Annotated in this window: 18 protein-coding genes and 1 tRNA gene; 6 read left to right on the forward strand and 13 right to left on the reverse strand. The window is 30.5% G+C overall.

The annotated features are described in order from the left end of the window. Positions 1-10: 10 nt before the first annotated feature. The 4 genes from GR162_RS15225 to GR162_RS15240 form a co-directional block, all read right to left on the reverse strand. Positions 11-220 (reverse strand): hypothetical protein, encoded by a 210-nt coding sequence (locus tag GR162_RS15225; protein ID WP_008464748.1) that lies wholly within the window; start codon positions 218-220, stop codon positions 11-13. 46 nt (positions 221-266) lie between these two features. Continuing rightward, positions 267-788, reverse strand: a complete 522-nt coding sequence (locus GR162_RS15230; protein WP_160782849.1) for an RNA polymerase sigma factor — start codon at positions 786-788, stop codon at positions 267-269. Between the two features lie 226 nt (positions 789-1,014). Continuing rightward, the gene (locus GR162_RS15235) at positions 1,015-1,419 is read right to left on the reverse strand and encodes a GNAT family N-acetyltransferase (protein ID WP_237421375.1); all 405 of its coding nucleotides are present in this window, start codon (positions 1,417-1,419) and stop codon (positions 1,015-1,017) included. Between the two features lie 174 nt (positions 1,420-1,593). Continuing rightward, on the reverse strand, positions 1,594-1,851 hold the full coding sequence (locus GR162_RS15240) for a hypothetical protein (protein ID WP_160782850.1): 258 nt from the start codon (positions 1,849-1,851) through the stop codon (positions 1,594-1,596). Between the two features lie 310 nt (positions 1,852-2,161). On the opposite strand from GR162_RS15240, the gene GR162_RS15245 reads away from it, so the two are divergent. From GR162_RS15245 to GR162_RS15260, 4 genes are all read left to right on the forward strand, one after another. Then, on the forward strand, positions 2,162-3,445 hold the full coding sequence (locus tag GR162_RS15245) for a phage integrase SAM-like domain-containing protein (protein WP_160782851.1): 1,284 nt from the start codon (positions 2,162-2,164) through the stop codon (positions 3,443-3,445). Positions 3,446-3,576: 131 nt separating this feature from the next. Then, a complete protein-coding gene (locus GR162_RS15250; RefSeq protein WP_160782852.1) occupies positions 3,577-4,566 on the forward strand; it encodes a hypothetical protein in 990 nt (329 codons plus the stop codon). Between the two features lie 173 nt (positions 4,567-4,739). Continuing rightward, a complete protein-coding gene (locus tag GR162_RS15255; RefSeq protein WP_160782853.1) occupies positions 4,740-5,039 on the forward strand; it encodes an AlpA family transcriptional regulator in 300 nt (99 codons plus the stop codon). A 124-nt stretch (positions 5,040-5,163) separates the two neighbouring features. Next, positions 5,164-6,096, forward strand: a complete 933-nt coding sequence (locus GR162_RS15260) for a hypothetical protein (RefSeq protein ID WP_160782854.1) — start codon at positions 5,164-5,166, stop codon at positions 6,094-6,096. A 527-nt stretch (positions 6,097-6,623) separates the two neighbouring features. Here GR162_RS15260 and GR162_RS15265 read toward each other — a convergent pair. The 4 genes from GR162_RS15265 to GR162_RS15280 form a co-directional block, all read right to left on the reverse strand. After that, on the reverse strand, positions 6,624-7,661 hold the full coding sequence (locus GR162_RS15265; RefSeq protein WP_160782855.1) for a hypothetical protein: 1,038 nt from the start codon (positions 7,659-7,661) through the stop codon (positions 6,624-6,626). Between the two features lie 18 nt (positions 7,662-7,679). Then, positions 7,680-8,084 carry a hypothetical protein gene (locus tag GR162_RS15270; protein ID WP_160782856.1) on the reverse strand — a complete coding sequence of 135 codons (405 nt, stop codon included), beginning with the start codon at positions 8,082-8,084 and terminating at the stop codon, positions 7,680-7,682. Positions 8,085-8,102: 18 nt separating this feature from the next. Further along, entirely contained in the window at positions 8,103-8,948 is an 846-nt protein-coding gene (locus tag GR162_RS15275; RefSeq protein WP_160782857.1) for a hypothetical protein, read from the reverse strand. A gap of 852 nt (positions 8,949-9,800) precedes the next feature. Beyond that, positions 9,801-9,874: transfer RNA gene (locus tag GR162_RS15280), tRNA-Met, on the reverse strand. A 150-nt stretch (positions 9,875-10,024) separates the two neighbouring features. On the opposite strand from GR162_RS15280, the gene GR162_RS15285 reads away from it, so the two are divergent. Together GR162_RS15285 and GR162_RS15290 are read left to right on the forward strand one after the other, a co-directional pair. Continuing rightward, complete coding sequence (locus GR162_RS15285; protein ID WP_111363668.1) at positions 10,025-10,417, forward strand: START-like domain-containing protein; 393 nt, start codon at positions 10,025-10,027, stop codon at positions 10,415-10,417. Between the two features lie 54 nt (positions 10,418-10,471). Beyond that, the gene (locus GR162_RS15290) at positions 10,472-11,308 is read left to right on the forward strand and encodes an aminotransferase class IV (RefSeq protein WP_160782858.1); all 837 of its coding nucleotides are present in this window, start codon (positions 10,472-10,474) and stop codon (positions 11,306-11,308) included. Here the strand turns inward: GR162_RS15290 and GR162_RS15295 are convergent. The 5 genes from GR162_RS15295 to GR162_RS15315 form a co-directional block, all read right to left on the reverse strand. Continuing rightward, entirely contained in the window at positions 11,305-11,865 is a 561-nt protein-coding gene (locus GR162_RS15295) for a YqgE/AlgH family protein (RefSeq protein ID WP_008464759.1), read from the reverse strand. The genes GR162_RS15290 and GR162_RS15295 overlap by 4 nt on opposite strands. 128 nt (positions 11,866-11,993) lie before the next feature. After that, positions 11,994-12,266, reverse strand: a complete 273-nt coding sequence (locus tag GR162_RS15300; RefSeq protein WP_008464760.1) for an HU family DNA-binding protein — start codon at positions 12,264-12,266, stop codon at positions 11,994-11,996. A 180-nt stretch (positions 12,267-12,446) separates the two neighbouring features. Further along, entirely contained in the window at positions 12,447-13,394 is a 948-nt protein-coding gene (gene fmt, locus GR162_RS15305) for a methionyl-tRNA formyltransferase (protein ID WP_160782859.1), read from the reverse strand. After that, the gene (locus tag GR162_RS15310) at positions 13,394-15,289 is read right to left on the reverse strand and encodes an ATP-dependent DNA helicase RecQ (RefSeq protein WP_160782860.1); all 1,896 of its coding nucleotides are present in this window, start codon (positions 15,287-15,289) and stop codon (positions 13,394-13,396) included. Before GR162_RS15310 ends, fmt begins: the two co-directional genes overlap by 1 nt. 66 nt (positions 15,290-15,355) lie before the next feature. Next, positions 15,356-15,889, reverse strand: coding sequence for an ATP-binding protein (locus GR162_RS15315; protein ID WP_160782861.1), 534 nt, complete (start codon positions 15,887-15,889; stop codon positions 15,356-15,358). Positions 15,890-16,285 lie beyond the last annotated feature (396 nt).

A 16,285-nucleotide genomic window follows, 5' to 3' on the forward strand; every position in this document is an offset into this window, starting at 1 on the left:
TTTCTAGATATTAAATAATTTGACAATGAAATCCCTGTTTATTAAAAACACCGTAAACCATTTCTTTAATATCACGGTTGGTTTTAATTTTAAGGATGTTTTCGCGTCCTTGGCGATCAAAATTTATGATACAGTCAGAAATGATAAACTGTAAATGAGCTACAAGTAAACTTGCATCTTTTTTTGATTTTACATTAGTTTTATACGCTTCGATATGCATTTTTAGTTCTTGTTTTTTAGTATAACAAACGAGAACTAAAAAGTTCCTAATGGTTTTCGATTTTTTTTCGAATAAATTTACTGGCGAGATAAATATGATTGGCTATCGTCTTTTCTGAAAGATCGGTTATTTCTGCAATCTCCTTATAGCTAAGGTTTTCCAGTTTGTGTAAAGTGAATATTTTTTGCTGCTGTTCTGGAAGCTGATTAATGAAATTTTGAAGTTTTTCTTGCCTTTCTTCAAAAATTCCTGAATAAGCTTCTTCATCTGGCGTCTCAACTTGAGAAGGATCAAGTTGTACTATTTTGTTTTCTCTGTTAATGTGATTGATAATAATGTTCTTGCAGATAACAAAAATCTGTTTGTCAAACAGCACCTCTTCGTTTAGCAATTCTTTTTTATTATATAATCTTATGAAAGTTTCCTGAACAAAATCTTCGGGAGTAAATACAGAAGAATTGAATCGTTTGGCAATATTTATAAGTTTATCGTAATAGCTGAAGTAAACTTCTTTGAAAGCTACTTCATTACCTTTTTTTAAACTTAAAATAAATTTTTTATTGTCCATAACGAAAATATAGCGACTAGCTTCCTAGTTCTAAACTCTTTGGTTTCAATATTATTGTATTCAGAAATTGAGTAATCTAAATCAGGAATGTAATAAGTTACAAAGAACCGTAATTTAATCCAAGATTTGACGCTTTTGTAGATTAAATGTTACAATTTATTTCAAATAAAAACCCTTAAACAGAAATGTTAAGGGTTTTACTTTTTTTGTTTTTGATTCTATTAATCTAAAAATTAATGTTTAGCATCATTTGAATGTCTACTCTGTCATAAGAAGAAGAGATGCCAGTTATTTCTTTAAAGCCTAATTTCTCATACAGTTTAATAGCAGGTTTTAGCTTAGTGTTGCTTTCTAGGTAAATTTTAGAAGCGCCTTTTTCCGTTGCCCATTGTATTGCCGATTCTGCCAATAACAATCCAATGCCTTTTCCTTGTGCTTTGGGACTCACGGCCATTTTTGCCAATTCATAATCATACTCTTCCCCGTCACTTTTAATTAAAGCACAAACTCCTAAAACTTCATCGTTTAAAACTGCGGCAAAAATTTCTCCGCCTTTATTTATTATATATTCTTCGGCATGATCTAGCGCTTTCACATCATTAGGTTCAACTACAAAATAATTTGAATCCATTCGATATTTAAATCCTTAAAACTTTTTTGATACTTCGTATTATAAGTTACTATTTCTACTAGCTCTTTATTTTTCATAACACATTTTAAATACTGTTTTATTACGCCGTCTTAAAAAAGAAAATCCTTGAACATTTTATTCAAGGACATTTATTTTAAAGACTGTAAAGTTCTATTATTGATTTTCTTGCTCCAAGTTCGCAGCAGAAATCTGGTCTAATATATTGGTCTGATTTGGTGAAATGTAATTTTTGTTTTCAGCAACCTGTTCTTTCTTAAAAAGAAGGTCTAGTGCATTGTAAAGCTTTAATAAAACATCTTTGTCTTCTTTTTTAATATCTAAAGCAGAATTAAAATTAAAAACATAATTATTTGAATTACGTACTTCTACTTTGATTGTTTTAGATGTGATCTTAAATTTTACTATGTCCATGTTGTGTGTAAATTACTTGTTGCAAGATACTAATTTAATAAAATCTGTACTTAAAGAAGGGCTAATTTAAATAAAAAACCCTTAAACATTTCTGTTTAAGGGTTTTACCTTCTAGTAGCGAGGACGGGAGTAACAAAGTTAACTTATCTTAATTTATTGAATAGTATTTTATTTATTAAGTACTGAATTAGTTGAGTTTATTGCAAAATTTAATTTCTTTTAATTTCAATAAATTTTATTAAAAAAACTAAATATTCGTGAATTATCCGTGAATAAATTTATATTTTTGTCATCAATAAAATTAGTATCTATGGCGACTATTCAATTTAAATCATTAGCTAAAAAAGATCCTGTAAATTTAAATATGAGGTTTTTTCATAATAAAATTAACTGTTATGCAAAGTCTAATGTATTTGTAGATAATAAGGATTGGAGTAATAAGACTTATAAAGTAAAGCAAACAGCTCCTGACGATACTAAAAAATATGTCAATGAAACCATAGATTCACTTTCTAAGTTTGTATTGAATAGTTTTAAATTAGATTTTCCCAAGGGTGAGCAAATAGATTCGGATTGGTTGGTTAGACAAGTTGATTTGTTTCATGGAAAGCCGAATGATTTTGATGACTATCGGTATTATTTTGCGCCATTTGTCAAAAAATTCATAGAAGAATCAAAAACAAGATTGAATCCTCAGAACGGAAAGCAAATATCTGATAAAACAATTCAGAACTATACGACTACTTTGACAAGGCTAAAAGAATATGAAGTTTTGAAAGGAATGAAGTTAAAGACAAAAGAGATTGATTTAAAATTTCATGCTGGTTTTACAAGTTATCTGAAGCTTGATAAAAAATACTCCAACACTTTAATCGAGAAGTATATTAGTCAAATTAAGTATTTTGTAAAAGAAGCTAAAATAGAAGGGTACGAAACAAGTGCAGAAATTGAAAGTTCTAAATTTACTTTCGTTAGGGATGAACCAATCGATACTTATTTGAATGAAAACGAAATTGATATAATATTTAATTTAGATTTATCAAAGAATAAGAGTTTAGATGATGCTAGAGATTTATTGATCGTAGGGGTTTGGACAGGGCTACGGGTTTCAGATTTAAAAAGGATTAATAGTTTTAATATTTCTGAAAATAGAATTAGCATTGCAGGTACGGAAAAGAATAATGCCATAGTTGAGATACCAATTCATCCGCAGTTAAAATACGTTCTAGAAAAAAGAAATAATATTTTGCCTGAATTGACGGAGCAAAATTTTAATAAAAATATCAAAAAAGTTTGTGAAGAGGCTAAAATTAATGAGGTAATTTTAGGTAATATAAAAGACCCAAAAACAAATAGAAAAAAAGTAGACTTCTATGAAAAGTATAAATTAATTTCAACCCATACATGTAGAAGGAGCTTCGTTTCCAATCATTATGGAAAGTTAGACGATAAAACGATTATGGCTATTTCTACCCATAAAAGCCATTCACAATTTCTACGATACGTTAAAACTACCTTAAAAGAACATGCAAGTAAATTAGAAGAGTATTGGACAACAAAGGAAGGTTTGAAGAGTAATCTGAAAATCGTTTGAGGATTTTTGAAAAATCTATATGCAAATTAGACATCTTAGCATAACGATAATAACTGAATACCCCGTGTAAAAACAGATTCTTTCTTGTATTAAAACACATCAAAAGAATATGCTGAAAAACTAAAAGCATTGTGGGAATTACAAAAACAACAACTTATTCAAAAGGTATGAGAGAGTTTTGGAAAAAAGAAGCCGTAAAAAACTATTTAGTTCAAGATTTGTTTGATGTAGATGAAATAGTCAGACGACTAGGAGGCTGTCCAAATAATGAAGATTATAAAATAATAAGACGATATTATTGTATTGAATTTATCGGTGGAGAAGAACAGTTTGAAATATTAGACACAACTAAGGAAGAATTTGAGGCACACAAAGACGATGATAATACTGAAATTGATTATAGAACAGAATTAAATTACAGTGATTTTTTAGATAAATTTTGGTTTGACACATTTGAAGAAGCTTTATTCGGATATGCAGAACCAAACGAACAATTAGATTTCATTTCTTGCGTAAAGGATACTTTTTTTGAATTGAAATTTGAAGGGCAGGCAAAAATGTTTTTAAAGAATGTGATTGATGGATTAAATGAATTATATACTGAATTAAATTATTTATTAAAAAATAAAAACACTGTCTATTCAGTGGGGATTAATAAGATTCAAGAAGTTGTAATTAACCATTATTCTGAAAGTTACTTAAATACACAAAATAAAATAATCAACATTTACAAATTCATATATCCCGAGATAGAACAAGAATTTGCGAATGTTAAAACTATCAACACGAAACTAACTAGAGAAGAAATTTTAAAAAAACTTATTGGGGACAATAAAAAACTTACTCTTTTTGAAAAATATGAGCAAAAACTAAAAAAAAACAATTATTTATCAATTGACTACGAATGGAAAAAAGGAGCTGCTAACCTAGCCCGATTTTTTATTCATTGCACAAATGAGAAAGTTATTCCTTCTCATTTTATTGAAGGGACTAGGGGGATGGATTTGTTAAGACAATTGTATGGTTTTGAAAAAGGGAGAAGTATAGATTCAAAAGCAAAAAGAGAAAAACAATTAACAAAAAAAGAAAGAAATGAATTTGACTTTTTAGACTTCGATTAGTCTTTTTTTAGTCCGAGACTTAATTTTTTTTTCATTTTTTTTCGCCAATTATGATAAGGATTTCAGAGATTTTTAAAAGTCTTCGAAGTCCTTTTTTTATTATGAATCGAAAAAAAAGCCAAATCTTCGCAGAAAGTTAAACAAAATAAAATTAAAACCACTTTCTAAATTATATGATAGAAAATAAAACAAGTCTGCTAGTACAATTAAATGTAAACGATTTACAACAGTTAATCCAAGAAGCTGTTAAAAACGAATTAGAAAATCTTAAAAATCTAATTAAGCCAATATCTAAAGATTCTGAAAACGAATCTAATATTATCAGTAGAGAAGAAGTTTCCAAGCTTCTTAAAATTTCTTACTGTTCTTTATACCATTGGAACAAAAAAGGAATCCTTAAAGCTAAGAAAATAGGCAGTCGTGTTTATTATCTTAAAAGCGATGTGATGAGTAAACTAAACCAAGCTTCTTAAAGCAATTCTAGGCGTTCTAACACGCAAATTCCAATAATCAATACCGAAATCTTATTGCGATGAAAAAACCTCGCCTGAACTTCTATTATCCAAAAAAATAATTAATAATTAAAAAAGAAATAATATGTTTGATTTGATAAATACAAATGTAAAAGATCGTAAAAAATTTGAAAATTATCTTGAAAATAGCACTTTCATAGATTTAACAAATAGTATCAATACAATTACTGGAGAAATACTAGAATACCCAAAAAAAGGTTCATTTCACAATATCAATATCAGAATTAACAAACTGTTTTCAAAACTAGTAGGCAGTTTGCATAAACTAAACAATATAATGTTTCGTAATGAAGACCAAAACTACAATGATTTCACTTATGAAGAACTGTCTTCTTTATTGCCATATTTTATTGATAAGTTCGATTTAGAAAACAATAATCACCTGACAAAATTAGAATTGGGATTCAATATTAAAGTTGATTTTGACCCGCAAAAAATTATAGACAACAATCTCCTAATGTACGACTACAAAAACCACAATAGAAATAAGGTTCTTAATGGAGATTTTAAAGAATTTTTCAAAAGTGATTACAGTCTGAAAATTTACAATAAATCAAGGCAGTACAAAAAGAAATTTGATGTTAAAGATCATATTTTAAGGATAGAATTAAAACTAACCAGCAAACGGAAAATACAAAGTTTTGGTATCAACTGTTTGGAGGATTTATTGGATAAAGATAGAATTTACAAAGTGTTCCAGTTTTTACAAAAGGAATTTCAAAAACTGACGATAGTTGATAATGTTGATTTTGAAAAATTTCCACAAAAAGATTTAGACAAACTGAATAAATATACTAACCCTAATTATTGGAATGCATTAAAAACTCAAAATAAATCGTATAAGGTTCAAGCTAGACTAAAAAAAGATTTTAATTTATTTCTTAAAAAACATCAATTAGATAATCTAAAAGTAAATTTAGAAAACAAATTATCTTCCAAGTTTTGGGAATTAATAAATCAAAATGAATCAGAATTATTTAAGTCTAAATCTGATTAAGGGAATGAATGTAAGATATTATAGTTGTAACAATCCAACCCTTTTATTTATCTAAAAAAGTGTATAGTGACATCCTAAAAGGGGGATTTTGAAAAGATTCTTAATTGAAAATTTTCTTTTTCCCCTCGACTCTTTAATATATTATCGATTAATCGTAACGTAGAAGCTTTTTAATAAGATCAGATTGTTGGAAAATATATCTAAGAAAATCTCAAAAATAATTTGGATTTAATTTTATCCCAATTTGGCTTAAAAGGGATTCTAAATATTTGCTTTGTTTTCCTTTTTCGACAAGTAATTGAGATGGCAATGTGTATTTAGAGATGTTTGGGGAATAATCTGTAATGTCCAGTTCAGTTAAAAACACGTGGTACTTTAAATGGAATTTTTGATATAATAAATCTTAATTTTCCATAAAAATAGGGTTAGATCACATCTTTTACTTGGTTTAATCTTTTCTGTTTTGCTTTTTCATTATTTTCTTGTTCGGCTTTATAAATTTCTTTCAGTTTTTTCCATTGTGTTTTTTATCTGTTATTATATTTTTCAAGAAGTTTGTTGCGGTGATTCCCTACAACTTCTCTTATCTGTTGTAAAGGGTATTGTTTAGCTATTAACAGTTTTTTTATTTCTAGATTTGCACAACGCGCCCAACTATTTATTTCTATTGACGTAAGGGACTCCCAATTTAATCCTTGTGGATAATATCCAATTCTATTTTTATGTTTGGTATATTCGATAAAATGCCTTGCAACAATATCTTCTAAATTGTTTTTATTTATAAAATATCTCATATCCATATTGCTAAAAGTCCATCCTTCTTTACTGTTCAATGAAGTTCGCAAATCGAATGCAGAATAATTACTATTGATAATAATTGTCATATTTATCTTGTGAACTTTATCAAATAATTCGACTATATAGTCTTCATCATTTCCGATTGTCATTTTTAAGGGCTTCAAAAGCAAATATTCAGATTTAGTATCTGTCTTATGATAGTGTATTTCTATTTCTTCTTTATCTGCGAATTTTTTATGTGTCAAAGTTGTTTTGGATGGTTCACATTTGATTATTTTTACTTGATTGTTTTCGATTTCAAATTTACTGCCAAACACAAAATCACCTATTGTTTGTTTACTTATAGGATTGTTTTCAACCGTAGCTATTAGGTTTTTAATTTGTTTTAATGAAATTTCTACACACTCTTTTATTTGTTCCGCATTGCTGTAATTGAGGATTGAAATATTTGTACCAAAATACTCCATATTTGTATTATCAACATACTTTGAATATAAAAGAGGTTTGTCAAATGATATTTTCACTCCAATTATTAATCTCCCTTTAAAACCGTTTTTGTTAATAACATCTTTACCATAATTAAAACTTGTTCCTGTATCGTTTATAAAAGTCATCTCATAATAGTTTTCTAAAATATGTGTTAACGTTTCAAATGATTTTCTATATCCCCCTTTGTTGATATTGTAATTCGCAGTTATATTTTTTTCTTTTTGATGAGTAAAATAGAGGATTATAATTATCACTACTATAATTATTACTATTGTCATAAAAATTATTTTTTTTAATTACTGTTTTGTTAATGGAGTATTTATATTGCCAGCTACCAAATATATCGTTTTGCTGTCAACTTTTTTAAAATGAAGTTCGGTTGTGGTTCCTTGAACAGTAAGTGAAAATTTATATTCAGTATCTGTTTTAACACTTTCGCTTGTACTTGTTTTCGCTCCCGTATTTTTATAAGTTTCCATCATCTCTTTATAACAATTTTGAGTTGTCAAAAGGATACTACAAATATTGTCTGAGGAAAATTTGTAGCCTATCCCTGAAGACGCATTGCCAGAAGTTTGCATCCAAGTTCCTTGAATCCAAGACGGGGGGCTTATTTGATTCTGCGCTGTTTGAGAATCCTCAGTGCTAGAGCAAGAAATTAGAACAAAAAAAACAGCTAAAATACAAGTGATTTTTCTCATAATATATTTGTTTGAAGATTAATGTTTTAAAAAATAGCAGTATTTATTGCTTTTATCTTTATCGTAGAAAATGATTTTTGAGATGTTACTGCCTGAAATTACCGTCTCATCTGTATGGACTTCGCCAAATTCTGAGTCATAAATGTACATTTTTTCTTTTGTATTGAAGTATTTTAAAGTTAACTTTCTATCTTTCCATGCAGAACCTCTTTTGAAAAGAATATGATTATCTTCAAAAGTTACTTCACCGCCAGTCGTGTCATAATTCACTGTTTTCCAATCATTATTTATAAAACTGTATTCTACAATATAATCTATTGCTATGGTTTCTTTTGGATCGTTTATTAAAGAAGCTAGTTTGTCAATTTCTTCATTTCTAATTTTATAAGCGCCGTCTAATATCATTTGGCAGGCATAGTTTGTATTCGAATCAATAGAAAAATCTAATCTCGGAAGCTTTAGACATACTTCATTATACAAACGAGATTTCATTGTATTTAATGTTTCGCGAGGCAATTTATCCTGTAAGCCATCATATATATGATCCATATAATTCTGGATTTTTTCTTTATTTGTATTATATTTCTGCTGTTTAAGTGTTGCTGTCCTGCCTTGCAAATCAACATCCTGAGTATTTATTGTTTTTCCGTAATCTAATGATTTATTTGTATAAGGATTAGGCTGTGCTGTTAAGTCAGTATACTTCCAAGTTTGATTGTAAGATTGATATGTTTTATAACCAATCATAACGCCATTATTGAAATATTCATATCTTTCCAAACCCTCATTGTAACGTTCAGTGTAATTCTGTGAAAAGCAAAAAACAGAGCAGAATAAAAGTGCGTAAAGGAAAATGTTTTTCATAAGGATGGTATTATTTTCACCCAAACCCAAAGTGAAGTTATTGTAAAAAAACAAGCGCGGGTTAGTAACCATACCTGTTTTCGAGGTTCTGGACAAACCCTACGCCAAGATAAGTTACGCCCACGCCATAGCATGAGCATAGTCTTAAATCTTGTGGCGTATAAATGAATTGTCCAGATTCCGAATACCACGATATAAGCTAACGCTATATTATTTTCGATATGTTAAGGCACAAATATTGCAAAAAAAATCGACATAAAAGGAATGTATGTCACGTTATTTAAAAGATTAGTGGAATTTTAAATTTTACAAGTAAATTAAAAATAGAATTGACATAATGGGATTAAGAGTGTTTAGTTCTGTACTTTTATATTGTATGGTTTAAAACTGCTTATGGATATATTTTACTAATGTCCTTCCTTGTCAGGGTTAGCTTGAAATGGTCTTTTATCCCCATACGCGGGATGTCCTTTAAAAAGTGAAATCAGTTATGGGGTAATTGGATAAGTGAAATTAGAATATTTATATTAGTTTAAGGAAAGAAGGTAATGGCAGGACAGAATAAAAAATAAAAGGATTATAAGTTTCTGAAAGATGTTAGATAAAAATACTGCAATTAAAGAGATTTGATTATATGTCGTGTAACAGTTGTTTTGATATATAATATAGGCAGAATAAATTTGGCTTTTTTGAAATTGAACCCTCTTTTAAAAATTTGGTAATAATTACAATTAGTTTGGATTTCATCATATTCCAACAGATTAAAAAAAGGGGGATGAAAAATATCCGTGAATTATCCGTGAATAAAAAACCCTAACCACTTGTTTTTGAAGTAATTAGGGTGTTTTTTTGTAGCGAGGACGGGAGTTGAACCCGTGACCTCAGGGTTATGAATCCTGCGCTCTAACCAACTGAGCTACCTCGCCTGGACTGCTATCATGAATTCCTGATTGCGGGTGCAAAGATAGAAATAATATTAAAGCATACAAGCATAAAATGAAGAAAAAAAAATATTTTTAAAAATGCATTGTTTTTGGACATATATTCTTATATTTCGAAAAAAATTAAAGTAGCACATGGATTCAAAAATACGTTACGAAATAGAGTTTCCGATCAATTCTTCGCCGCAATTATTGTATCAATATATATCAACTCCGTCAGGTTTACAAGAATGGTTTGCCGACAATGTTAATTCGAGAGGTGAATTTTTTACTTTTATCTGGAATGATTCACAAGAAAGAGCTCGTCTAGCTTCAAAAAAATCTGGCGAAAAAGTAAAATTCAAATGGGTTGACGACAGCAGTAAGGATACTGAGTATTTTTTCGAACTCCATATTTTAGTTGATGAATTAACTAAAGATGTATCGCTTATGGTGGTAGATTTTGCTGAAAAAGAAGAATTAGGCGAAGCTAAACAATTGTGGGAGAATCAGATCTCAGATCTAAAACATCTTATAGGATCTGTTTAGTAAAAGTCTATTTTATACCTTATATTTGCCCTGAACAAAATTCAGGGTTTTTTTATGATTAATTTTAACGGAAACATTGGGCAGGAAGATAATATACTAACTCTAAACCGCGCTTTTTTGTATGGTGATGGAATATTTGAAACAGTAAAAATTGTCAACGGAAAAATCTTGTTTCTTGAGGATCATTATTTTAGACTAATGGCTTCGATGCGTGTGGTGAGAATGATGATTCCGATGGATTTTACAATGGAATATTTTGAGGAGCAGATCCTTAATCTGGTAAACGAACAAGGAATCGCAGTTTCGGCACGTGCAAGAATTACCGTTTTTAGAAATGATGGCGGTTTATATCTTCCAAAAAGCAATGATATTTCATTCTTAATCAATGCCATTTCTCTTGGAAATAAAGCTTACACTATAAATACAAGCGAATACGAAGTAGATTTGTATAAAGACTTCTACGTGACAAAACAATTATTGTCGTCTCTTAAAACGACTAATAAGATGATTAATATTACGGGAAGTATTTATGCGAATGAAAATGGCCTTGCCAATTGCATTTTGCTGAATGACAGCAAAAATGTTGTAGAGGCACTTCAGGGAAATATTTTTATGGTAACGGATAAAAAGCTTATTACACCTCCAATTTCAGAAGGTGCATTAAACGGTATTATGCGTAAACAGATTTTAGCTCTAGCTAAAAAAGTAGAAGGCATAGAGGTTTTAGAAGAAGTAATTTCGCCTTTTGATCTTCAAAAAGCAGATGAATTATTTCTGACTAATGTAATCACGGGGATACAGCCTATAACTAAGTATCGAAAAAAGGAGTTTACAACAAATCTGGCTCATTTATTAGTGCAGCGGCTAAATGAATCCATTTCTGAAAATTAATTCAGATATGGATTTTCAGGTGCATTAGACCAAATAAGATAATCACCGCCAAGCTCAATAATCTGCTCTTTCCAAAAGTGAGTAGTGGATTTTCCGATAATTTTATTTTTATAATTATTATCAGCAATAATCCAAGAGTTGCCTTGCATTTCATTCTCAAGCTGATTTTCTTCCCAGCCGGTGTAGCCTAAGAAAAAACGAATGTTATTTTTACTGATAGATCCGTTGTTTATTAGGTCTTTGGTGGACTCAAAATCGCCTCCCCAATAAATTCCATTTGAAATCTCAACACTATTTGGGATTAACTCTGGAATATTGTGAATAAAATAAAGGTTGTCTTGTTCTACAGGGCCTCCGTTATATATCTTAAAGTTAGCATCAATCTCAGGTATTAAGTCATTAATAGTATATTTTAATGGCTTATTAATTATAAAACCTATTGATCCTTCCTTGTTATGGTCTGCTAATAAAATTACCGATCTGTTAAAAGATAAATCTCCAATTATTGAAGGCTCGGCAATAAGCAGGTGTCCTTTTTTTAATTTTTCTGAAATCATACGGTTACAATTTTTATTAAATTTAGTCATAAAAAAATTAAAATCACAAAAAAAATCGTTAAACCGCATAAAAAAACCTTCCAGATGGAAGGTTTTAATTATATTATAAGTTTAGAGAACTTTCTTACTTAGTTCACTGCACCTTCTAATTCAGCTCCTGCTTTGAATTTTACAACGTTTTTAGCTGCGATTTTGATAGTTTTTCCTGTTTGAGGGTTTCTACCGTCTCTAGCAGCTCTTGAAGAAACTGACCATGATCCAAAACCTACTAATGAAACTCTTCCACCTTTTTTCAAAGTAGTTCCTACATTACCTAAAAAAGACTCTAAAGCTAATTTCGCCGCAGCTTTTGTAATTCCTGCATCAGCAGCGATAGCATCGATTAATTCTGATTTGTTCATAATAATTAGTTATTAATTGTTGGTTAAAAAAAATTGTTAATACACAAATTTAGTAGGAAATCCGTTGCGTGCAAGTGTTTTCTTTATTTTTAGCAAAAATTGTTGATAACTTGCTTTTTTTGTTCATAAAGAGTGTTGTTTATCGATAAAAAACAGGTACAAACCCCTGTTTTACTGACCTTAATACACTTTTGCCGCTTCTGAAAAACTTACTCCATTTAACAATTCTGAAGCAAGCATTCTCTTTTTTCCTGGAAATTGTAGACTTAATAACTGAATAAAGCCGTCTTTTATTGCAATCTTGATTTCTTTTTTACTGCTGATTAACTTTCCAACCTCGTAAGAATGTGATTCTGAGATTAGTTTTGACTCATAAATCTTGATATTAAGTTCTTCGTTTTGGTCTTTTAAATAACACCAAGAAGCTGGATACGGACTTAAACCGCGAATTAAATTATTGATTTCTGCTCCAGATTTTGTCCAGTCAATTTTACAGTTTTCTTTATTTAATTTATAAGCCGTTTTTATATCGTCGTTATCTTCTTGAATGGTTGTTACGACATTTCCGTTTTCAATAACTTTCAAAGTGTCGAGAACAGTTGTGCTTCCTAAATGCATCAAACGATCGTGCAATTGTCCTGCGGTTTCTTCTGGTTCAATATTGATTTCAGAATTTAAAATCATCGCACCAGTATCAATTTTGTCATCAATAAAGAAAGTGGTAACTCCCGTTTTAGTTTCTCCGTTGATAATGGCCCAGTTAATTGGAGCCGCACCACGATAATTAGGTAATAAAGACGCATGAAGATTAAAAGTTCCTAAACTTGGCATTTCCCAAACCACTTTCGGAAGCATTCTAAAAGCAACTACGATTTGTAAATTGGCATTTAAAGCTTTTAATTCTGCTAAGAAATTTTCGTCTTTTAAATTGGTAGGCTGCAATAAAGTAAGATTGTTAGCAAGCGCATATTCTTTTACAGCCGAATATTTTATTTTTTGTCCGCGTCCCGCTGGTTTATCTGCAGCAGTAATTACTCCAACAACTTCGTAGTTATGTTTAATAATGGTGTCCAAAATGCCAACGGCAAATTCTGGAGTTCCCATAAATATAATTCTCAATTTCTCCATTATGATTTTAAAGTGTATTTATTATTCGCTTGTATAGTGATATGATTGTTTTCGAGCAATTCCTGAAGAACCGATAAAATATCTTTTGCATCCATTTTGATCTGATTTTCAATTTCTCTCGAAGTCAGAGATGCTGTTCTAAGTAGAGACAAAATCTTATCTGCAATCGAGTCAGCTTCTGTAATTTTTCCTTTTTGTGTAATGCAATACGAACAAATGCCGCAATTTTCAGTTGTTTCTTCGCCGAAATAATCCAAAACCAATCTGTTTTTGCAAGTTTTGTTGTCTTTTATATAGTGAAGGACCGATAAAAGCTGTTCTTTTTTAACTTCGTTTTGTTTATCTAAATATTTAGAAATCCTATTTATAGTAAGATCGTCTTCGCGGACTTCATTAAATAAGATAGTAGCATCATTATTTTTAGACTTATATTCGATGATTTCCTTTTCTTTTAATTTTTCTAAAAGCGCGATAACCTGTTCCTCAGATCGATTTGATTTTTTGGCAATTAATCCCAGATTTAAATTAGATTTTACTTCATAGACGCCGGGATAAGTTCTTAAAATTGCCAAAATGATTTCTTCGTCATTTGGGTTCAGGCTCATGTATCGAATCACTTCTTTAGATTCAAGCAAAAATTGAATACTAATTTTTTCTGAGAATTCCTGAGACATCGTAATAATTCCCTGCTGATTTAAAAACTGTAAGGCATTGTATGTTTTAAGAGTAGGGAATTCGTATTTGTTGCAGAAATGATTCAGTTTGAACGAAAAAGATTCATCTAGGCCTTCGCCGTAAGCAATCTGAAAGTAATTGCAGAGTTTGTTGTACATGGTTTTGAGAAACTTTTTATCAGGAAGAATACTCAAAAACTGCTGTTCTGTCTGGATAGAATCTGAATTGTTATATAGCAAAATCGAAAAAGCCTTAGCGCCATTTCGTCCCGCACGTCCAGATTCCTGATAATAATTTTCTAAGTTTTCTGGAAGCTGTGTGTGAATGACAGTTTTTACATTGTCTTTGTCAATTCCCATTCCGAAAGCATTCGTGGCTACGATAACCTGTGCCTGTTCTGACATCCACAACTGCATATTTTTATCTTTTTCTTTTGCTGAAAGTCCTCCGTGATAATACGTTGCCGTAAAACCCAGTGACTGCAATTGCGAAGACATGTTCAAACACGCTTTGCGATTTCGTACATATATAATAGAAGGCTGCGGATTTTTTTTTAGAATTTGTTCAGTTCTGTATAATTTGTCTTCAACTTCAAAAACCATATAAGCGATATTTTTTCGCTCAAACGACTGCTGAAAATGGTTCGGATTTTTTAATTCTAATTGGGTTCTGATATCTTCAATTACTCTCGGAGTTGCCGTCGCAGTCAAAGCCAAAAATGGAACTTTTGGAAAGAACTTTCTCAGTTCTGAAATTTTAAGATAAGCTGGTCTAAAATCATGGCCCCATTGCGAAACGCAATGCGCTTCATCGATAGCAATTAAATTTATGGGTAAGTTTTTAATGCGCTCTAAAATCCAGTCCGACTGTAATCTTTCTGGCGAAAGGTATAAGAATTTGTAATTTCCATATTGGCAATTGTCCAAAAGATCAATCAGTTCTTCCGTGTGAATTCCGCCAGTAAGAGCAATCGCTTTAATGTCTCTTTTCTGCAGATTCATCACCTGATCTTTCATTAAGGCAATCAAAGGAGAAATAACAAGGCAGATTCCTTCCTGCATCATCGCGGGGACCTGAAAACAAATCGATTTTCCTCCGCCTGTCGGAAGTACCGCAAAAGTATCCTGTCCTTCAAGAACAGAATCAATAATTTCTTTTTGCAACGGTCTAAAACTGTCGTGTTTCCAGTATTTTAGAAGAATATCCTGCGCTCCGAGCATTGCGTTTGTTTTAAAGTTAAAAATTTAGAAAAACAGTTTCTAGTTTTGCAACTTTAAACTATGCCGCTAAATTTTGTCTAAGATATAAAGAATTCTGTTTTCAACTGTATCTTTAGGAACTTCAATCAGTTCGTAACCATATTTTTTATAAGTTTCAACAAGATGATCTTGAATTTTTACTGCCTGATCAAAATTTTCGTAACGCTCAGAATCACTTTGGTAAATTTCTTCCCAAGGCGGTAAAATAAAAGTTTTAGAATATTTGAAATCTTCGCAAGCTTTTGTAAAATGCTCTGGATATTCGTCGCCAATATAATCCATATAAGCTACCACATCTGGAATTCCGCGGTCAATAAAAACCACATTATCAGGTTCTTCAAGAGCACTTTTATATTGTTCAATACGTCCTTCCAATAACATTTCGCTAAACAAAAGCGGCTGTTCTAAAAACAACTGTTCAATGCCTTCCTGCTGTGCTTTCATGGTAACCTGTCTTGAAATCTCAGGATAGCAGCAAAAGCCACGAGCTACCAATTCGTTAATAAGTGTTGATTTTCCAGTACCAGGTCCGCCAAGCAAGACAATAATTTCTTTTTGCACTATTCTAAAAATAAAGCGCAAATTTACCTAAACTTATTTATAATTAAAAAGAATATTTATCAGAAACGAAAGATTTGGCATTTTTAGTAATTGTGTCCCGAAAATTTGGGACTGCTGTCCGCTTCAATCTTTTGCTTTTTAAAGAAAAAAGCAAAAGAATTTCCTTCCGAAATTTCGGGATTATCAGAATTAAGAGGAAGAGATGGTTTTGTTTTTGGAATTATTTTGTATTTTTTTTGTCCTGCAAGGTTTTCAAAACCTTGTAGGTCTCTAAACGTGAATTATTAGTAGTAAAAGAGAAAAAAATAATACCTACAAGGTTTTGAAAACCTTGCAGGAAATCGACTTAATATAAATGTTTTGATCCGTTGGAGCAGTTTTTATTTGAATTGCCTT

This window comes from Flavobacterium sp. HBTb2-11-1, assembly GCF_009826975.1.
Taxonomy (GTDB): Bacteria; Bacteroidota; Bacteroidia; order Flavobacteriales; family Flavobacteriaceae; genus Flavobacterium.

Bases quoted from the DNA above. Each gene is read 5' to 3' on its own strand.
- GR162_RS15225 (WP_008464748.1), bottom strand. From the start codon at position 220: ATGCATATCGAAGCGTATAAAACTAATGTAAAATCAAAAAAAGATGCA.
- GR162_RS15230 (WP_160782849.1), bottom strand. From the start codon at position 788: ATGGACAATAAAAAATTTATTTTAAGTTTAAAAAAAGGTAATGAAGTA.
- GR162_RS15235 (WP_237421375.1), bottom strand. From the start codon at position 1,419: ATGGATTCAAATTATTTTGTAGTTGAACCTAATGATGTGAAAGCGCTA.
- GR162_RS15240 (WP_160782850.1), bottom strand. From the start codon at position 1,851: ATGGACATAGTAAAATTTAAGATCACATCTAAAACAATCAAAGTAGAA.
- GR162_RS15245 (WP_160782851.1), top strand. From the start codon at position 2,162: ATGGCGACTATTCAATTTAAATCATTAGCTAAAAAAGATCCTGTAAAT.
- GR162_RS15255 (WP_160782853.1), top strand. From the start codon at position 4,740: ATGATAGAAAATAAAACAAGTCTGCTAGTACAATTAAATGTAAACGAT.
- GR162_RS15260 (WP_160782854.1), top strand. From the start codon at position 5,164: ATGTTTGATTTGATAAATACAAATGTAAAAGATCGTAAAAAATTTGAA.
- GR162_RS15265 (WP_160782855.1), bottom strand. From the start codon at position 7,661: ATGACAATAGTAATAATTATAGTAGTGATAATTATAATCCTCTATTTT.
- GR162_RS15270 (WP_160782856.1), bottom strand. From the start codon at position 8,084: ATGAGAAAAATCACTTGTATTTTAGCTGTTTTTTTTGTTCTAATTTCT.
- GR162_RS15275 (WP_160782857.1), bottom strand. From the start codon at position 8,948: ATGAAAAACATTTTCCTTTACGCACTTTTATTCTGCTCTGTTTTTTGC.
- GR162_RS15285 (WP_111363668.1), top strand. From the start codon at position 10,025: ATGGATTCAAAAATACGTTACGAAATAGAGTTTCCGATCAATTCTTCG.
- GR162_RS15290 (WP_160782858.1), top strand. From the start codon at position 10,472: ATGATTAATTTTAACGGAAACATTGGGCAGGAAGATAATATACTAACT.
- GR162_RS15295 (WP_008464759.1), bottom strand. From the start codon at position 11,865: ATGATTTCAGAAAAATTAAAAAAAGGACACCTGCTTATTGCCGAGCCT.
- GR162_RS15300 (WP_008464760.1), bottom strand. From the start codon at position 12,266: ATGAACAAATCAGAATTAATCGATGCTATCGCTGCTGATGCAGGAATT.
- fmt (WP_160782859.1), bottom strand. From the start codon at position 13,394: ATGGAGAAATTGAGAATTATATTTATGGGAACTCCAGAATTTGCCGTT.
- GR162_RS15310 (WP_160782860.1), bottom strand. From the start codon at position 15,289: ATGCTCGGAGCGCAGGATATTCTTCTAAAATACTGGAAACACGACAGT.